The sequence below is a fragment of the Microcoleus vaginatus HSN003 genome (assembly GCF_022701255.1).
GTDB classification, from domain to species: Bacteria; Cyanobacteriota; Cyanobacteriia; order Cyanobacteriales; family Microcoleaceae; genus Microcoleus; species Microcoleus vaginatus_B.
Map to the genome: position 1 here is coordinate 5556950 of NZ_CP031705.1, position 13760 is coordinate 5570709.

Consider the following 13760-nt stretch of genomic DNA (forward strand, 5'->3'; position numbering starts at 1 on the left):
ATCGCTACTAAACAAACAAAGTCCGCCTTCGCGGACTTGAAGATAAGATTTTTAATTACTAATCACTATTAGACCTCTTGCAAAAATAATTAGGACGGGCTCTCCGGCCCATCCCACAAGAGTTATTTTTTCTTGTGGGATGGGCCGGAGAGCCCGTCCCATCAATTGAGGAAAAGGATTTTTGCAAGAGGTCTATTCTTTGCGCTCGATGGCTACAGTCAAATGAGCCACAACTGCTCCCACTGTAGCAAGTACAGCAGCAATTGGAAAGACTACTGAGCCTGCAACGCCGCCCACCAATCCAGCCATCAGCGGAATGTCTGCCAAAGTCCGCCCTTGCGAGTTTTTGATGACGAGGCGGCGGAGTTTTCCTTGCTGAATTAGTTCTTTGACTTTACCAATTAGGCTGTCGCCGCTAATCTTAAATTCTTCCACTCTGACTTTTTCCTCTGTTGCAAATTCTGAGGCGTATAAAGGAGTTTCAACTGTTGGGTTGGCTGAATTTCCAGTCGCTGCTGTTTCGTCTTGTAGAATTGTTACTTGTTGTTCTTTTTGTAAGTTCATTTTGTGTAAGGGCGGGTGAAAACCAGCCGTTTAATTTCTATACTCTTATCTTCGGCGATCGCGCTTGGGAATGACAGGCAAGGAAACCCTACAATCTGCATTCGTACTTTCCACCCCTGCCTTTTTACTCAAAACTTTATTTTTGTGGCGTTAAATTAGGGCGGGTTTATCTATTCCTAAAGATAGAGAAGATATTTTTGAAACAACCCGTCTCTAGATACAAGTAAGGTGTGTACTGCTAGCCAGGGTCTTGGTGGCTGCTGTGTTGAATTTTTAAGTTGGACACCTAGTTAACTAAAGTCAGGGAAAATTATTAAAATTAAAACTTTATATTTCTAGAATGACTTCAAAAGTGATTGCTATCTAGGCACAATCGACCTATGTCTTGCAATGCGAGTTCCCAAAAGCATCCCAGAGATAGCGATCGCATTGGCGGAGCACAATAAACTCAGAAGCGCAAACCAAGTACATCAACTAACATCTGAATCCAGATATTAAATTTGCAGATTTACCTCCATTGCTGGATACGAGTCAATTTCATTTCAGCCATCTATTTAAGCAGTCGCCACATCCCCCTACAAATACCCGATCGCCCAACGGGTAAAACGGGCAAAGCAATTGTTGAAACTTTCGAGATCGATCGATTATCGACATTGCCTTCGAGTGTGGGTTCAACAGCCACAGTTATTCGCAGCACACAGTTTCGGCAATTTACGGGCATGACACTGACACCCGGAGCGATCGGGGAGTCAGACCGAGTTTGGTTTTACAGGTTTAAAGCTTTACACTTCGTGCTCAAGCGGGTTGTCACACAGCAGAAAACTAAACATAGGTTGCTAAAGTTCTGACGTGAGCAGTAGCGGCTGCAACTGTAACTGGTAATCTGTAGCCACCTCCGTGAGTAGAGAGAACTGGACATCCACATCTCTTAGCAAAATCTAATACTATTTCCGTCAGTTTACAGAAATCAGCATTTGTCCAATCTGTGATTCCCTTTCCACAATCATCTCTGTGTGAATCGTAACCCGAAAAAATAGCAACTAAGTCAGGTTGCCAGGGAAGGTTTTCTAGAGCTTCCTCAAAAGTGCTAATACTCTGATGCCCGCAGTAGAATCTGCCAGTTATACCCTCTGACTCCAAAACTTTAACAGGAAAAGATTCACTAACGATCGGAATGTTACAGTGTCCCACAGCTTCAGCAACAGTTGTTGTTCCAACCTTCAAGTCTGATGCTTTAGCCATGTAGAGATCGACGCCACTATGAATGCTAATACAATAGATGCTGGGATCGTTAATAAAGATTGACTGAGTTCCATCGCCATGATGAATATCCCAGTCAACAATCAATACTTTTTCAAATCCTTGAACTTGAGCATATCGAGCAGCAGCAGCAAGAGGATTTAAGAGACAGTAACCGTGTCCCCAATTAATATGAGCGTGATGCCCAACCATACTGAAGCAGTAAGCGCGTTCTAGGTTTCCCTGTTTCATTTGGTCGATCGCTTCCATCATTCCTCCCAAACCGTAGAGATAACCGGGCAGACAAGACTCCAAGCCTTGACATTCAATACTCAATTGTGGTAAGGATATGCTGATTTCATCCAGAGGTCGATCGAGGGCTTGCAATATAATCTTTTGAAGATATTCGCGACTGTGAACCCTAAGATAATCACTTATCCTAGCCTTTCTTAAGGGTAATGCAGGATAGTTTTTCAGAAATGTTTTAAGAGTCTGTCTAACTTGGTTGTAGTAAGTAAAAGAATAGCCTGTAAAAGAAATTTCTTGAATGAGTTTGGAAGTACAAAATGTTTGTGGGTGCAGATAGGTGGCAAATCGCATGGATTTATTTCATCGGTAACGAGCAAATACACTGCTTCACAGGAATTCAAGCATCATATCAAATCCGGGTTAGCTACCCCCTCGCTCGTGGGGAGAACAAAACTCACTTCTTGCGATCGCCAGAGAATCTGCCAGATTGCTATTTTTCCCTCAGCAGGATTGTCATATTCCCGCAGATGGGTAGCAAGCCCAGACTTCCGGGTCATAAAATATGCAAAAAAATCATAATTTTAGTTAATTAGTGAAAACCTTGACGCAGATTCAAGCAGCAAAATGCCGGGAAATCGAGCGATCTAAAATAACTGATTTGCTGCGTGGCAAACTATCTGAGTTTTCAATAGATCGCCTGTTCCGGTTCTTAAACGCGCTTGGTAGTGATGTGGAGATTCGGATGATTGCAAAACCTGAATCTGATTCAGACGGTAAGACAAGAGTGATTGCTATTTAGGCACAATCCAGCTCTGACAAATCGATTATAGACATTGCCGTATTGGTGTGGGTTCAACAGCCACAGCCATTCGCCGCACAGAGTTTCGGCAATTTACGGGCATGACACCGAGAGCCGGATCGAATTGAGCGATCGAGGTTTTGTACACTACACAGTTTGTTATGCCGCTTTTCAGTAGTCCTAATCTTCCTCTCCCCAATCTGGATCAATATCCCCAAAATCAATGCTGACAGGTGTTTTCATCTCCACTTCAACCTCATCTACTTTGACCTGTGCGCCAACCCTTTTAAAATCACCTGCAAATGTAATTAAAACCTCCACCTCCAAATTGTCTTGAGTATTTACGCTATAGCCTCCTATTCCAACATAATCTTTGTCGATATGATCGTAGACATAAAATGAAAAACTGCACTCAACATTGACATCAACACTTAATTTTGATTCAACTATCAAGCTATTGTCATCAAAATTAACGGGTCTAAATATTATGTTAGGAGACTCAAGCAATTCAAATTCAAATTCCGTGACCTTGATTTGTGTTACTTCTTGTTCATAATTAAAAGAAGAGTTAGCCTCTGGATAAATATCCATTTCACAAACTTTATAATCTAAAGCATTAAACACAGCTTGTTTTACATCTTCAAGAACGCCATTTTCATATTGCTGGGATAAATGTCTACATAGATCATCAGCATTTTGAAACAGTCCTAAAACGCCGGCAAAGTCATCACTAGAGTAAAGTCTTTCAGAGCCTTTGCAGAAATTTTTCCAGTCATTGTCAGATGTAACAACAATAATTTTTGTTTTGTTTTTATTAGCCCAACTCTCAAGAGAGATTAAAGCAATTGCATCAGGAAATTCATTTTTTTTCTTACCATTTTCAGAAAAAGGGGGCTTGGCTCTAAAATATTTTTGTATTAGTTCGGTGACTATTAAATAATCTTGAGCTTCGAGAATCTCCAGAGATGTAGCCTCTATAAACTGACTAAATCGCTCAGACGCAACTTCTTGTGCTTCACGTCCACCGAAAAGTGAGTTTTTTATGTCTTCAATATCACTATCCTCAACTTGCCAATAATCCTTAGCGTCTTTGAGGGATTTATCAATGTCCCTTTGTGCATCTTTGGTTTTTTTAGTTAAGTGCGATAATACTTCCTCTTTAACCACCTCGGAGATAATCAACTTTGTAGAATTATCTAGAAATTGGTCTAATTGCTTAAGCAGCCCAGACTCTAGCTTTAACCCTTGAGACTCAAAAATTGATGTATCCAAACTAATTGCTCCAAACTCTCCCATTCTGACAAGCTCCTTAAGTTCATTTAGTTCCATATGTTCCATATATTTAAGTCACGAAAATATAAGATATTAATATATAAATTTTATCACATTCTTAACATTTATTAAAGTTTATATCCTCATAAAAATCAAGTTCGCCCTTGTCTTGAAGAAGTTTCATCGGAACGACAGACCATACCGATGCAACCCGAAAGGATCGAACTAAGTTAAACTAAGTCAGGTAAATGACTTTCTATACAGATGACTATTTTTACTCTGCGATCGATCAAAAAAGACTTCGGCATCAAGGAACTCTTGACAGATGCGAGTTTCAGCCTGGATGAAGGCGATAAAGTCGGACTCATCGGCACTAACGGTTCCGGGAAATCAACCCTGCTGAAAATGATTGCGGGTATGGAGTCGATCGACTCTGGCGATCGCTGGGTCAATCCAGGGTCTACAATTGTCTATCTCCCCCAACAGCCGGATTTAGACGAAAATCACACGGTTTTAGAGCAAGTATTTGCCGACAGTGGCGAACAAATGGCTTTAGTGCGCGAATACGAGGAAATTTCCGATCAATTGTCCCACGGCAAAGGCGATACAGACAAGTTGATGGCGCGTCTGTCTGCAGTGTCTGAACGCATTGATGAGGTGGATGCGTGGGATTTGGAAACGAAGGCGAAATTGATTTTAACCAAGTTGGGGATTGAGGATTTTGATGCGAAAATTGCCGATTTGTCCGGCGGCTACCGCAAGCGAATTGCCTTAGCAACGGCTTTGTTGTCCGAGCCCGATGTGTTGCTGATGGATGAACCGACAAACCACTTGGATGCGCTGTCTGTGGAGTGGTTGCAGAACTATTTGAACGGCTATCGCGGTGCTTTGCTGCTGATTACGCACGATCGCTATTTTCTCGATCGCGTTACCAATCGCATCCTAGAGATCGATCGGGGCGACCTTTACAATTATGCTGGCAATTACGCTTATTACTTGGAGAAAAAAGCCCTAGCTGAAGAATCGGCCGCCAGCACTCAGCGCAAATTCTCGGGAGTATTGCGGCGCGAGTTGGAATGGCTCAAGAAGGGGCCGAAGGCGCGCAGTACGAAGCAAAAAGCCAGAATTGATCGCATTAAAGATATGCGAGCAGAGGAATTCAAAACAGCCAACGGCAAAGTCGAGATTGCGACAGCGGGCCGCCGGATTGGTAAGAAAGTGATTGAGTTATTGAATATCTCTAAAGCCTATGGCGATCGCACTTTAATTAAAGATTTTACCTACAATTTCACTCCCGAAGACCGGATTGGAATTATTGGGTGCAACGGTGCGGGAAAATCGACGCTGATGGATATCATCACCGGACGCATTCAGCCGGATTCGGGTACAGTCGAAATTGGGACAACCATTCACATCGGTTATTTTGACCAGCATTCAGAGGATTTGACGCCCAACGAAGACCAGCGAGTTATTGAATACTTGAAAAGTGTGGCGGAGTTGGTGCAAACGGCGGATGGGGAAATCATTACCGCTTCTCAAATGTTGGAAAAGTTTCTGTTTCCACCGAACCAACAGTATGCACCGATTAACAAACTTTCCGGCGGGGAAAAGCGCCGATTATTTCTGTTGAAAGTGCTGATGAGTGCGCCGAACGTGCTGATTTTGGACGAACCGACAAACGACCTGGACGTGCAGACTTTGGCGGTTTTGGAGGATTATCTCGAAGATTTTAACGGCTGCGTAATTGTGGTGTCCCACGATCGCTATTTTCTCGATCGCACGATCGACATGGTTTTCGCCTTAGAACCGGGCGGCAATTTGCGTTTGTATCCCGGCAATTATTCGGTGTATTTAGACTACAAAAAAGCCGAAGAAGCCAAGGGAATCAAAGGGCAAAAAGAAAAAGAAAAACTTACACGCACCGCTGAATCTAGTAATTCACAAACCCCAACTTCCACTCAAAAAACTACCAAAGTTTCCTTTAATGAGAAGCGGGAATACGAACAATTAGAAAGTCAAATTCCGAAGATGGAAGCTGAGAAACAAGAGATTGAAAAGAGGTTGTCTAACAATGCTCCCAGCGGGTTTGCCGAGGTGAAGAAGTTATCGGATCGTTTGGCTCAGTTGACGCAGCAGATCGATCGGGCGACTGAGCGCTGGTTGGAATTGGCGGAACGGGTGGGTTAATTTGGGTTGTCCGAGTGTTGTGTTTAGCTCCTGCTCACAATGACAGGAGCGACAGGAATTATGAGTGAAAAAATCCCATGCTGAAACGAATATATATTGACAAATTACAAGAATTTTTTTTATTACAAATGTTGTAAAAAAAAAAATGTAAAAAAATATTAGGAATAATGCTTATTTAGCAGACGATTTTGCAACCTTTGACAATTTATTACCTAAGTGTGATGAAGCTATGGTACTATTAAAGTTATAAAATCGGTTGCTTGTTAAGCTGCTACGCAGCTAAACCGGATAAAATAGCATTGCCTTTATTTTTGATTTTTCGCTCCCATTTGATAACCATTTCTCCTTCATTTAATAATCTATGTAGTAATTCTGACAATTCTTCTACTGACTTAAACAGTCGATGTGCTATATATTCTTTCGCTGAATGCCAGACCAATTCAATCAAATTATAATCGGGGCTGTAAGGTGGCAAAAATTCTAAAATAATATGAGGCATTTCGGCTGATATTTGGCTCAGAATATCTTTCTTTTTATGAAAACTAGCATTGTCTAAAATAATTACAATCTTTATTCCTGATTCGGCAAAACTTTCAGCTTGATTACCCAGTTCTCTCCATTCTTGGACAATCGAATCATTTAAGGCATTAATTTGCTCATAAAACGTATTCGAGTCTCCTTTTTTTATTACAAAATTTAACCTTTTTTTGTCATAATATCTCAATCCACCCATGATATTTACTCTGCCTCTTCTCCTTTGACCTGTGATTTTTTTTCGACTACCTTTTTTACCCCAAGTTTTTCTTCTTATCACTCGCAAGCTAAATCCACTTTCGTCCCAAAACCATACCTGTAAAAGCTCTGGGGTTTGTTTTGTTATTTTTAAATACTCGGATAGCTTCTGTTTAAATACTTCTCTTTCAACGGGATTTTGTTTGTCCTCTAAACTATATTTAGCCCAAATGTAAACGTATTTTTTTTTATGTAATATCCTGGATATTTGGGAACCACTCAATTTAATTCCTGTGACTTTTTCTAAATATGTTGCTAGTCTGGCTGCCGTCCATCTCCCAAATTCATATCCATATTCTGCCGGAGCTTTATCGATTGTATCTATCAATATTTTTTCATACTCTGGAGTGACTTTGCGAAAATTACCTTGGCTTCTTTTATCTAAAAAACTATCCAAATTATCTGGGTCGCCATGAACTGACCAATAAGCTACCGTTGTGTAAGCAATCTCCATGAATTCACTGATTTGTTGATAACTTTTTCCGTCATTTATTAGCAATAAGATTAGAACTTTTTCCCTCACATAATTATCCTCAGACTCTTTTAATAGTTTAATGAGTCTCTGTTTTTGATTTTGAGATAGATGGTTTTTGGCTGGCATACATTATAACTAATTATCGCTTATTTTATATTTATATTATACAATCTAGCTGCGTATCAGCTTACTACTGTCAAGCAAATTGACCAACAAACTTAAGACGAATAAAAGTCGGAAATCCTTGTTAAATCTGTAAGCCGCTCGGAAACAGCGACAAAAAACCCGCTTTATTTGCGAGAGCCTCAAGTAAAGCTGTGTGTCAAGAACTGCGACGCCCCGGAGGTTGGGGTTGACAAAAGCAGTAGAATATGCACTAAAGGTCAGGGTGAGCAAATAAGACTGGCAGCAGAAAACAGGGGCGAAAAGACCCAAAACAGGTAAAACAAAAGTCGATAGGGCAAAGTAAGTTGGCCGAAGACTAAACATTTGGTGATCGGTGAGGTACAATTCACCTATTAAGGGGAACTAAGGTAAATTTTAAGATTATCCTGTAGAAGTCAAAAGTTAAGAGTCTCAGGGTTGTCGAGCAGCGCGAATCAGAGAAAACTATGCCTCAAAAAGTAATCGCCAAACAGATGTCTTTGGAATCAGCGTCAGAGCCGATCTCCGTGGTTGCGACCGTCGAAACAGTGCCAGCCGAAGCAGTGGCAGTAGAGTCCTACGCCGATCGGTTGATGGACGAACTGTTTGAAGGAGTCGATCAAGCATTCGACGGCAGTGACGGACTGCCATCCGAGCCGGTGCAGCCAGAATTCGTGGCGCTCAGGTCGATCTCGGTACCTCCAATAGTTTTGTCGCAGTTGGCGCCCCAGCCTCCGCGAGCCGAAAAAGACGTAGAAGCGATCGCCCGCCAAGTCGCCCTAGAAACAGCCAAAAAACAGCAGTCCAAACAATCATTCGACAGAATGCTGCTGGGAGCAGCATTTGGGTCGCTGCTGCTAGTCATGGGGTTGTGGTTGGCAAGCAGGTCGGGACTCGTGCGCTTGCCCGCCGCCCCTACACCAGAGACGCCCGTAGCAAGTGGCAAAACAGCACCAGACACCCCGTTTGTCGAATACGTGCAGCGCTCCCTAGAAGCGATCGAACAAAAAAAAGCACCCCAAGCTAACCCCCAACTTGCAGGAGTTCCCGCAGCCCCCACCCCAGGGACGCTGCCGAGCATTTCAATTTCCGGTGCGCCGCCGGCAACCGCAGGTCTTTCCACCGCAGTCAACCGCATCGCCGATGCCCTAGAACAAGCCGGCGCCCAGCCTGGAGCACCTGCACCCCAAATCGTAGTCATCCCTCCCCCCGCTCAGGTGACTGTGGCTCCGGCTGCTCCGGTAGCTGCGGCTCCGGCTGCTCCGGCTGCTCCGGCTGCTCCTCAAACCGCTGCAGTTTCCCCCTCGCCTGCTGCTCCAGGCTCCGGTCGTGCGCTCGCCGCTGCAGGCACTCGATCTCCCCTCGCCGCTTCCCCTTCCCCCTCGGAGTCTCCCGAACCGAAGATTTTGGCTCGCGAAACCGAACCGGCACCAGCGCCCCCAGCCCAGCAATCCGCGCCCGCGCCCGCGCCCGAGCAATCGGCACCGGCCGTCACCAGCGCCCCCACTTCCGCGCACACGCTGGTAGGGATTTTGGAGTTGGGCGATCGATCGGCTGCTTTGTTTGAAGTAGAGGGCGTAGCCCGCAGAATTTATGTCGGCGAAAGCATTGGCGCTAGCGGTTGGACGCTCGCAGAAATCAAAAATCAAGAAGCAGTGATTCGCAAGGGAGGAGATGTGCGATCGGTTTTTGTCGGCCAGAAATTTTAATTAGTCAGTTGTTAGTTGTTAGTTGTTAGTTGTCAGTTGTTAGTTGTCAGTTGTCAGTTCTTAGTAGCTAATAAATTAATCACTGGGGAATCTCAACTGCGAAAAACTAACAACTAACAACAAATAACCAATAATTAATAACTAATAACTAATAACTAATAACCAATAACATAGGACTAATAAAAAATGGGCTTATTTGACGATTTCAGCCGATTTCTAGAAACCCGATTAGAAGAATTTTTACGCAGCAATCCCCATCTGGAATTGCAGGCAATAGAAGAACAACTGAAGGAACAAGAAGAAGACACTCTGCGGCTGATTCTCGATATCCAAAAACAAGAGAAAAAACTGCAAGCCGAAATTCTCTCCGCAGCCCAAGAAATTCAGCGTTGGAACGATCGCATCAACAAAGCTAAAGCTGCTCAAAGGCTCGATTTAGCTCAAGCCGCCCAAGAGCGGCAAGCCGCTTTGCTGCGTCAGGGAAATCAGCGCTGGGGTCAAATGCAAGGCTGCAAAGAACGCATTGAAAAAGCCAAAGAACTGTACCGCCAAATTCAAGTACGGCGAAAAGAAGTCCGAGCAAAAGCCGCCGAAGCTGCAACTCGCCCTACCACTAAAACAGAGCCAAATTGGGATACAAGGGGTTGGAATCAGAGTTCAAATTATAATAGTTTTAATGCGGCAGATCCTTTAGAGGAAAAGTTTCAACGCTGGGAAGCAGACGAAGAACTAGATCAAATGAAGCGGAATATAAGCCGATAGGGCGTTGCTGATTTACGGTATGAAAGGCTAAATATGCAAGTCATATAAACCAGTACCCACAAAGCTTCCCGATTTCCAACTGATTTTTTTCATACCCTGATTAAGCAACGCCGATTTTGGAATAATATCTGCTAAGAGTCGAGTAAAAAAGAGGCATTCTGAATCAACAAACAGTTTTTTAATTTAAATCGCTGCGGTTATTCACAACGGTTGCTCTGCTTGAGAAGGTGGCTCTTCTGGCAGCGGAATAAACTCTGTCTCTTGAGGAACCTCAGCAAACCGTCCCTCTCTCCAATCGAGTTTAGCTTGCTCAATGCGCGAGTGGCGACTCGAAACAAAATTCCACCACTTATGCCGCTCACCAACAGGTTCACCGCCAATCACAATACAACGAGCCTTGCCTGAAGCAGAAATGTTTACTTCAGTGCCGGAAGTGATAACTGCCAACCGATGTTGTTCCAGAGGCACTCCATCGATCAAAAGCCCCTCTGTTACGCTGTAAACTGCCTGTTCGCTGTAATTGCCCGGTAAGGTAAATTGCTTGCCAGGAGTCAGTTGCACGTCCAGATAAATCATGGGTGAAAATATTTGAACTGGGGAAGTACGACCATAGGCTTCACCCGCAATTAGGGTGAATGAAACTCCTGCATCCTCCCAAGCAGGCAGTTGAGTTGCCGGATGATGCCGAAACCAGGGGTCGGTTTCTTCGTATTCATCGGGAAGTGCTATCCAAGTTTGAATGCCATGCAGGATGGCTTCTTTGCTGCGCTCGTCGTCAGGCGTGCGTTCGGAGTGGACAATGCCTCGCCCTGCTGTCATCCAATTCACGGCACCAGGACGGATTTCTTGAACGCTGCCCACACTATCACGATGCAGCAAAACCCCTTCAAACAGGTAGGTGACGGTTGCTAAGTTGATGTGCGGATGCGGTCTGACATCCACGCCCCGGCCGGGTGGAAACACCGCAGGGCCGAGATGGTCAAAAAAGATGAACGGGCCTACCAGTGCTAAAACGTCTGAGGGAAGCAGGCGGCGGGCTTGGAATCCACCCAAATCTTGAATGTGTGGCTCAATGAGATGCTGGATCGTATCCCTCATAATGTTTATGAAGTTGGGAACGCTAATTGTGTATGTCAAAAGTGCATTATACAAAAAGCTATCCTGGTAGAGGGCGATCGCAATATCAGTCACTGGTCTAAACTTTCCCAAGAGAAAGCTCTTTTAGAGTGTCGAGTTCTCAAGGAGCTTTCTGCTTACGAGACGATGGAGAGTTCATCACTGACTTGAATGCGACCTTTGACCAGAGAGCGAATCAGACGATCGAGTGAGCCACGTTCTTCTTCACTGATGGACTCATCGAGGATGGCGGCCATCATGCCGTACCGGTCAGCCTTGGTAACGCGGTGAGTATCGGTGACAGTGGCAATTAATTCGTTGATAGCGCCGGGGAGAAGATTAACTTGAAACATGAGATTATTTTGAACTCGACACCTTAATCATCTCGTGGTTTCTTCTAAGAGCAAGTGATGGTGCTGGTTTTTTTCCGTGATAATACTGAGAATATTGGGTGAACCAAGTCCGTGTTACCAGTGATCGAAGTCACAACATTGAAACCAATGCAGCGGTGGAACAATTACAACCCACATTCGGCTCTTGGACTGTCACACTGTGATAATTTTCGTCTTTCACGAGTCTGAACTTCCTGCTGTGCAAAAGTTTCAGACCTTCATCGGAAGAGCTACCTCTTCTTCAACCAATTCTCAACAAGTAACGACTGTTGACTTTTTATCCCAAATCAAAATAAGTAGACAGACAAAAAAATTAGTCCGCCTACTTAATCGCTAACTACAAATCACTCCCACTCGATCGTTCCCGGTGGCTTAGAAGTAATATCGTAAACCACCCGGTTCACTCCCTTAACCTCATTCACAATCCGATTCGAGATCAGTTCCAACAAATCGTAAGGAACCCGCGCCCAGTCAGCCGTCATCCCGTCTTCACTCTTAATAAATCGCAAGACGATCGGGTAAGCATAAGTGCGCTGATCACCCATCACCCCTACACTGCGAATCGGTAGCAAAACTGCAAAAGCTTGCCAAAGTTCACCGTACAATCCGTGTCGGTTAATTTCTTGGCGAACAATGAAGTCAGCATCCCGCAAAATATTTAGTCTCTCGGAGGTAACTTCTCCTATAATCCGAATCGCCAATCCCGGGCCAGGGAAAGGTTGTCGGTTCACGATTTCTTCGGGAAGCCCGATCGATCGGCCGACTTTTCGCACTTCATCCTTAAACAGTTTTCGCAGCGGTTCAATCAGCTTAAATCGCAAATCTTTCGGCAAACCGCCGACGTTGTGGTGGCTTTTAATTTTAACAGCAACTCGTTCGCCGCTTTTCGGGTCTGCATTAGTGTCAGCCGACTCAATCACATCAGGATAAAGAGTACCTTGTGCGAGGTAGTCAAAGGGGCCCAGACGCTTCGATTCTTCTTCAAATACGTTGATAAATTCGTGACCGATCCGCTTGCGTTTTACTTCAGGATCGGTAATCCCTTCAAGTTGAGCTAAAAAGCGTTCGCGAGCATTAACATACTCAACGTCAATGTGGAATTGCTCTTTAAATAATTTTACCAACCGTTCTGGTTCATACTTCCGCATAAACCCTTGGTCGATAAACATACAGGTAAGTTGGTCGCCGATCGCCTTGTGCAGCAAGAAAGCCAAAGTAGAAGAATCTACACCACCGGATAGAGCCAGCAAAACACGTTTGTCTCCGACTTGCGCGCGAATTTCGCGAATCGATTCCTCCACAAAAGTAGCTGTCGTCCAAGTCGGTTCGCACTCGCAAATGTGGTAAACAAAATTGCGAATTAAAGCTATTCCCCCGATCGAGTGAACGACTTCTGGGTGGAACTGAACGCCGTACAAATTTTTATCGTGGTGAGCAACAGCAGCAGACGGAGTATTGTCCGTGTGAGCGAGGATCTCAAAACCCGACGGCAACTCGGAACACGAGTCTCCGTGGCTCATCCACATCGTGCTGCCTTCTTCGACATTTGTCAGCAAATCCGTAGGATCGTCAATAAATAGCGATGCCTTGCCGTATTCGGCTAACTTAGCCCGCTCAACCGTTCCTCCGAGCTGCTTTACCATCAACTGCATCCCATAACACACTCCCAACACCGGTATTCCCAACTTCCAAATTTCTGGGTCGCATTGGGGAGCTCTTTCATCGTATACAGAACTCGGGCCTCCTGACAGAATAATTCCTTTAGGATTGATAGCTTTTAACTGTTCTGCCGTAGTGCGGAAAGAAATAACTTCTGAATATACTTGAGTTTCGCGAATGCGGCGAGCAATCAGTTCGGAATATTGCGAACCGAAGTCGAGAATCACGATCATCTGGCGATCGCTCTGCCCCAGAGAAGATTTTGTGAGGTCTGATTCAGTTTTTATTTGAGTAGTCACGGTTATTGCGTAATTGCTAATTGCTAATTGGGCAGAAAGTAGGGGAGGTATTTGTCGCCGCTTCACTACAAGACTGAGGAAGGCGAGCAAGCATTAGTCGCT

General features: G+C 44.4%; 13 protein-coding genes. 5 read left to right on the forward strand and 8 right to left on the reverse strand.

All coding sequences use genetic code 11. The annotated features are described in order from the left end of the window. Window positions 1-192: 192 nt before the first annotated feature. Window positions 193-564, reverse strand: coding sequence for a DUF4342 domain-containing protein (locus D0A37_RS24025; protein ID WP_242718208.1), 372 nt, complete (start codon window positions 562-564; stop codon window positions 193-195). A 500-nt stretch (window positions 565-1064) separates the two neighbouring features. On the opposite strand from D0A37_RS24025, the gene D0A37_RS24030 reads away from it, so the two are divergent. Continuing rightward, window positions 1065-1412, forward strand: coding sequence for a hypothetical protein (locus D0A37_RS24030; protein WP_242718210.1), 348 nt, complete (start codon window positions 1065-1067; stop codon window positions 1410-1412). Here the strand turns inward: D0A37_RS24030 and D0A37_RS24035 are convergent. Further along, on the reverse strand, window positions 1387-2403 hold the full coding sequence (locus tag D0A37_RS24035) for a histone deacetylase family protein (protein ID WP_242718212.1): 1017 nt from the start codon (window positions 2401-2403) through the stop codon (window positions 1387-1389). The genes D0A37_RS24030 and D0A37_RS24035 overlap by 26 nt on opposite strands. A 53-nt stretch (window positions 2404-2456) precedes the next feature. Next, window positions 2457-2609, reverse strand: coding sequence for a hypothetical protein (locus D0A37_RS24040; protein ID WP_242718214.1), 153 nt, complete (start codon window positions 2607-2609; stop codon window positions 2457-2459). Window positions 2610-2653: 44 nt separating this feature from the next. On the opposite strand from D0A37_RS24040, the gene D0A37_RS24045 reads away from it, so the two are divergent. Next, window positions 2654-2851, forward strand: a complete 198-nt coding sequence (locus D0A37_RS24045) for an XRE family transcriptional regulator (RefSeq protein ID WP_242718216.1) — start codon at window positions 2654-2656, stop codon at window positions 2849-2851. Between the two features lie 180 nt (window positions 2852-3031). Here the strand turns inward: D0A37_RS24045 and D0A37_RS24050 are convergent, their stop codons facing one another. Beyond that, the gene (locus tag D0A37_RS24050) at window positions 3032-4189 is read right to left on the reverse strand and encodes a PIN domain-containing protein (RefSeq protein WP_242718218.1); all 1158 of its coding nucleotides are present in this window, start codon (window positions 4187-4189) and stop codon (window positions 3032-3034) included. A 198-nt stretch (window positions 4190-4387) separates the two neighbouring features. On the opposite strand from D0A37_RS24050, the gene D0A37_RS24055 reads away from it, so the two are divergent. After that, window positions 4388-6310 carry an ABC-F family ATP-binding cassette domain-containing protein gene (locus tag D0A37_RS24055; protein WP_242718220.1) on the forward strand — a complete coding sequence of 641 codons (1923 nt, stop codon included), beginning with the start codon at window positions 4388-4390 and terminating at the stop codon, window positions 6308-6310. Window positions 6311-6581: 271 nt separating this feature from the next. Here the strand turns inward: D0A37_RS24055 and D0A37_RS24060 are convergent, their stop codons facing one another. Continuing rightward, window positions 6582-7703, reverse strand: a complete 1122-nt coding sequence (locus D0A37_RS24060) for an IS630 family transposase (RefSeq protein WP_242718222.1) — start codon at window positions 7701-7703, stop codon at window positions 6582-6584. A 485-nt stretch (window positions 7704-8188) separates the two neighbouring features. Between D0A37_RS24060 and D0A37_RS24065 the strand changes: the two genes are divergently transcribed. Continuing rightward, window positions 8189-9430 (forward strand): hypothetical protein, encoded by a 1242-nt coding sequence (locus D0A37_RS24065; RefSeq protein ID WP_242718224.1) that lies wholly within the window; start codon window positions 8189-8191, stop codon window positions 9428-9430. Between the two features lie 186 nt (window positions 9431-9616). Next, window positions 9617-10192 carry a TIGR04376 family protein gene (locus tag D0A37_RS24070; RefSeq protein ID WP_242718226.1) on the forward strand — a complete coding sequence of 192 codons (576 nt, stop codon included), beginning with the start codon at window positions 9617-9619 and terminating at the stop codon, window positions 10190-10192. 201 nt (window positions 10193-10393) lie between these two features. On the opposite strand, the gene D0A37_RS24075 is transcribed toward D0A37_RS24070, so the two are convergent. From D0A37_RS24075 to guaA, 3 genes are all read right to left on the reverse strand, one after another. After that, window positions 10394-11383, reverse strand: a complete 990-nt coding sequence (locus D0A37_RS24075) for a pirin family protein (RefSeq protein ID WP_242718228.1) — start codon at window positions 11381-11383, stop codon at window positions 10394-10396. Window positions 11384-11445: 62 nt separating this feature from the next. Further along, window positions 11446-11661 (reverse strand): hypothetical protein, encoded by a 216-nt coding sequence (locus D0A37_RS24080; protein WP_190659239.1) that lies wholly within the window; start codon window positions 11659-11661, stop codon window positions 11446-11448. 383 nt (window positions 11662-12044) lie between these two features. Next, a complete protein-coding gene (guaA, locus tag D0A37_RS24085; protein ID WP_445242440.1) occupies window positions 12045-13658 on the reverse strand; it encodes a glutamine-hydrolyzing GMP synthase in 1614 nt (537 codons plus the stop codon). Window positions 13659-13760 lie beyond the last annotated feature (102 nt).

What these genes read in the sequence shown, in the direction of transcription:
- D0A37_RS24040 (WP_242718214.1), bottom strand. Translation starts at nt 2,609, where the DNA reads ATGACCCGGAAGTCTGGGCTTGCTACCCATCTGCGGGAATATGACAAT.
- D0A37_RS24035 (WP_242718212.1), bottom strand. Translation starts at nt 2,403, where the DNA reads ATGCGATTTGCCACCTATCTGCACCCACAAACATTTTGTACTTCCAAA.
- D0A37_RS24025 (WP_242718208.1), bottom strand. Translation starts at nt 564, where the DNA reads ATGAACTTACAAAAAGAACAACAAGTAACAATTCTACAAGACGAAACA.
- D0A37_RS24070 (WP_242718226.1), top strand. Translation starts at nt 9,617, where the DNA reads ATGGGCTTATTTGACGATTTCAGCCGATTTCTAGAAACCCGATTAGAA.
- D0A37_RS24065 (WP_242718224.1), top strand. Translation starts at nt 8,189, where the DNA reads ATGCCTCAAAAAGTAATCGCCAAACAGATGTCTTTGGAATCAGCGTCA.
- D0A37_RS24080 (WP_190659239.1), bottom strand. Translation starts at nt 11,661, where the DNA reads ATGTTTCAAGTTAATCTTCTCCCCGGCGCTATCAACGAATTAATTGCC.
- D0A37_RS24050 (WP_242718218.1), bottom strand. Translation starts at nt 4,189, where the DNA reads ATGGAACATATGGAACTAAATGAACTTAAGGAGCTTGTCAGAATGGGA.
- D0A37_RS24060 (WP_242718222.1), bottom strand. Translation starts at nt 7,703, where the DNA reads ATGCCAGCCAAAAACCATCTATCTCAAAATCAAAAACAGAGACTCATT.
- D0A37_RS24055 (WP_242718220.1), top strand. Translation starts at nt 4,388, where the DNA reads ATGACTATTTTTACTCTGCGATCGATCAAAAAAGACTTCGGCATCAAG.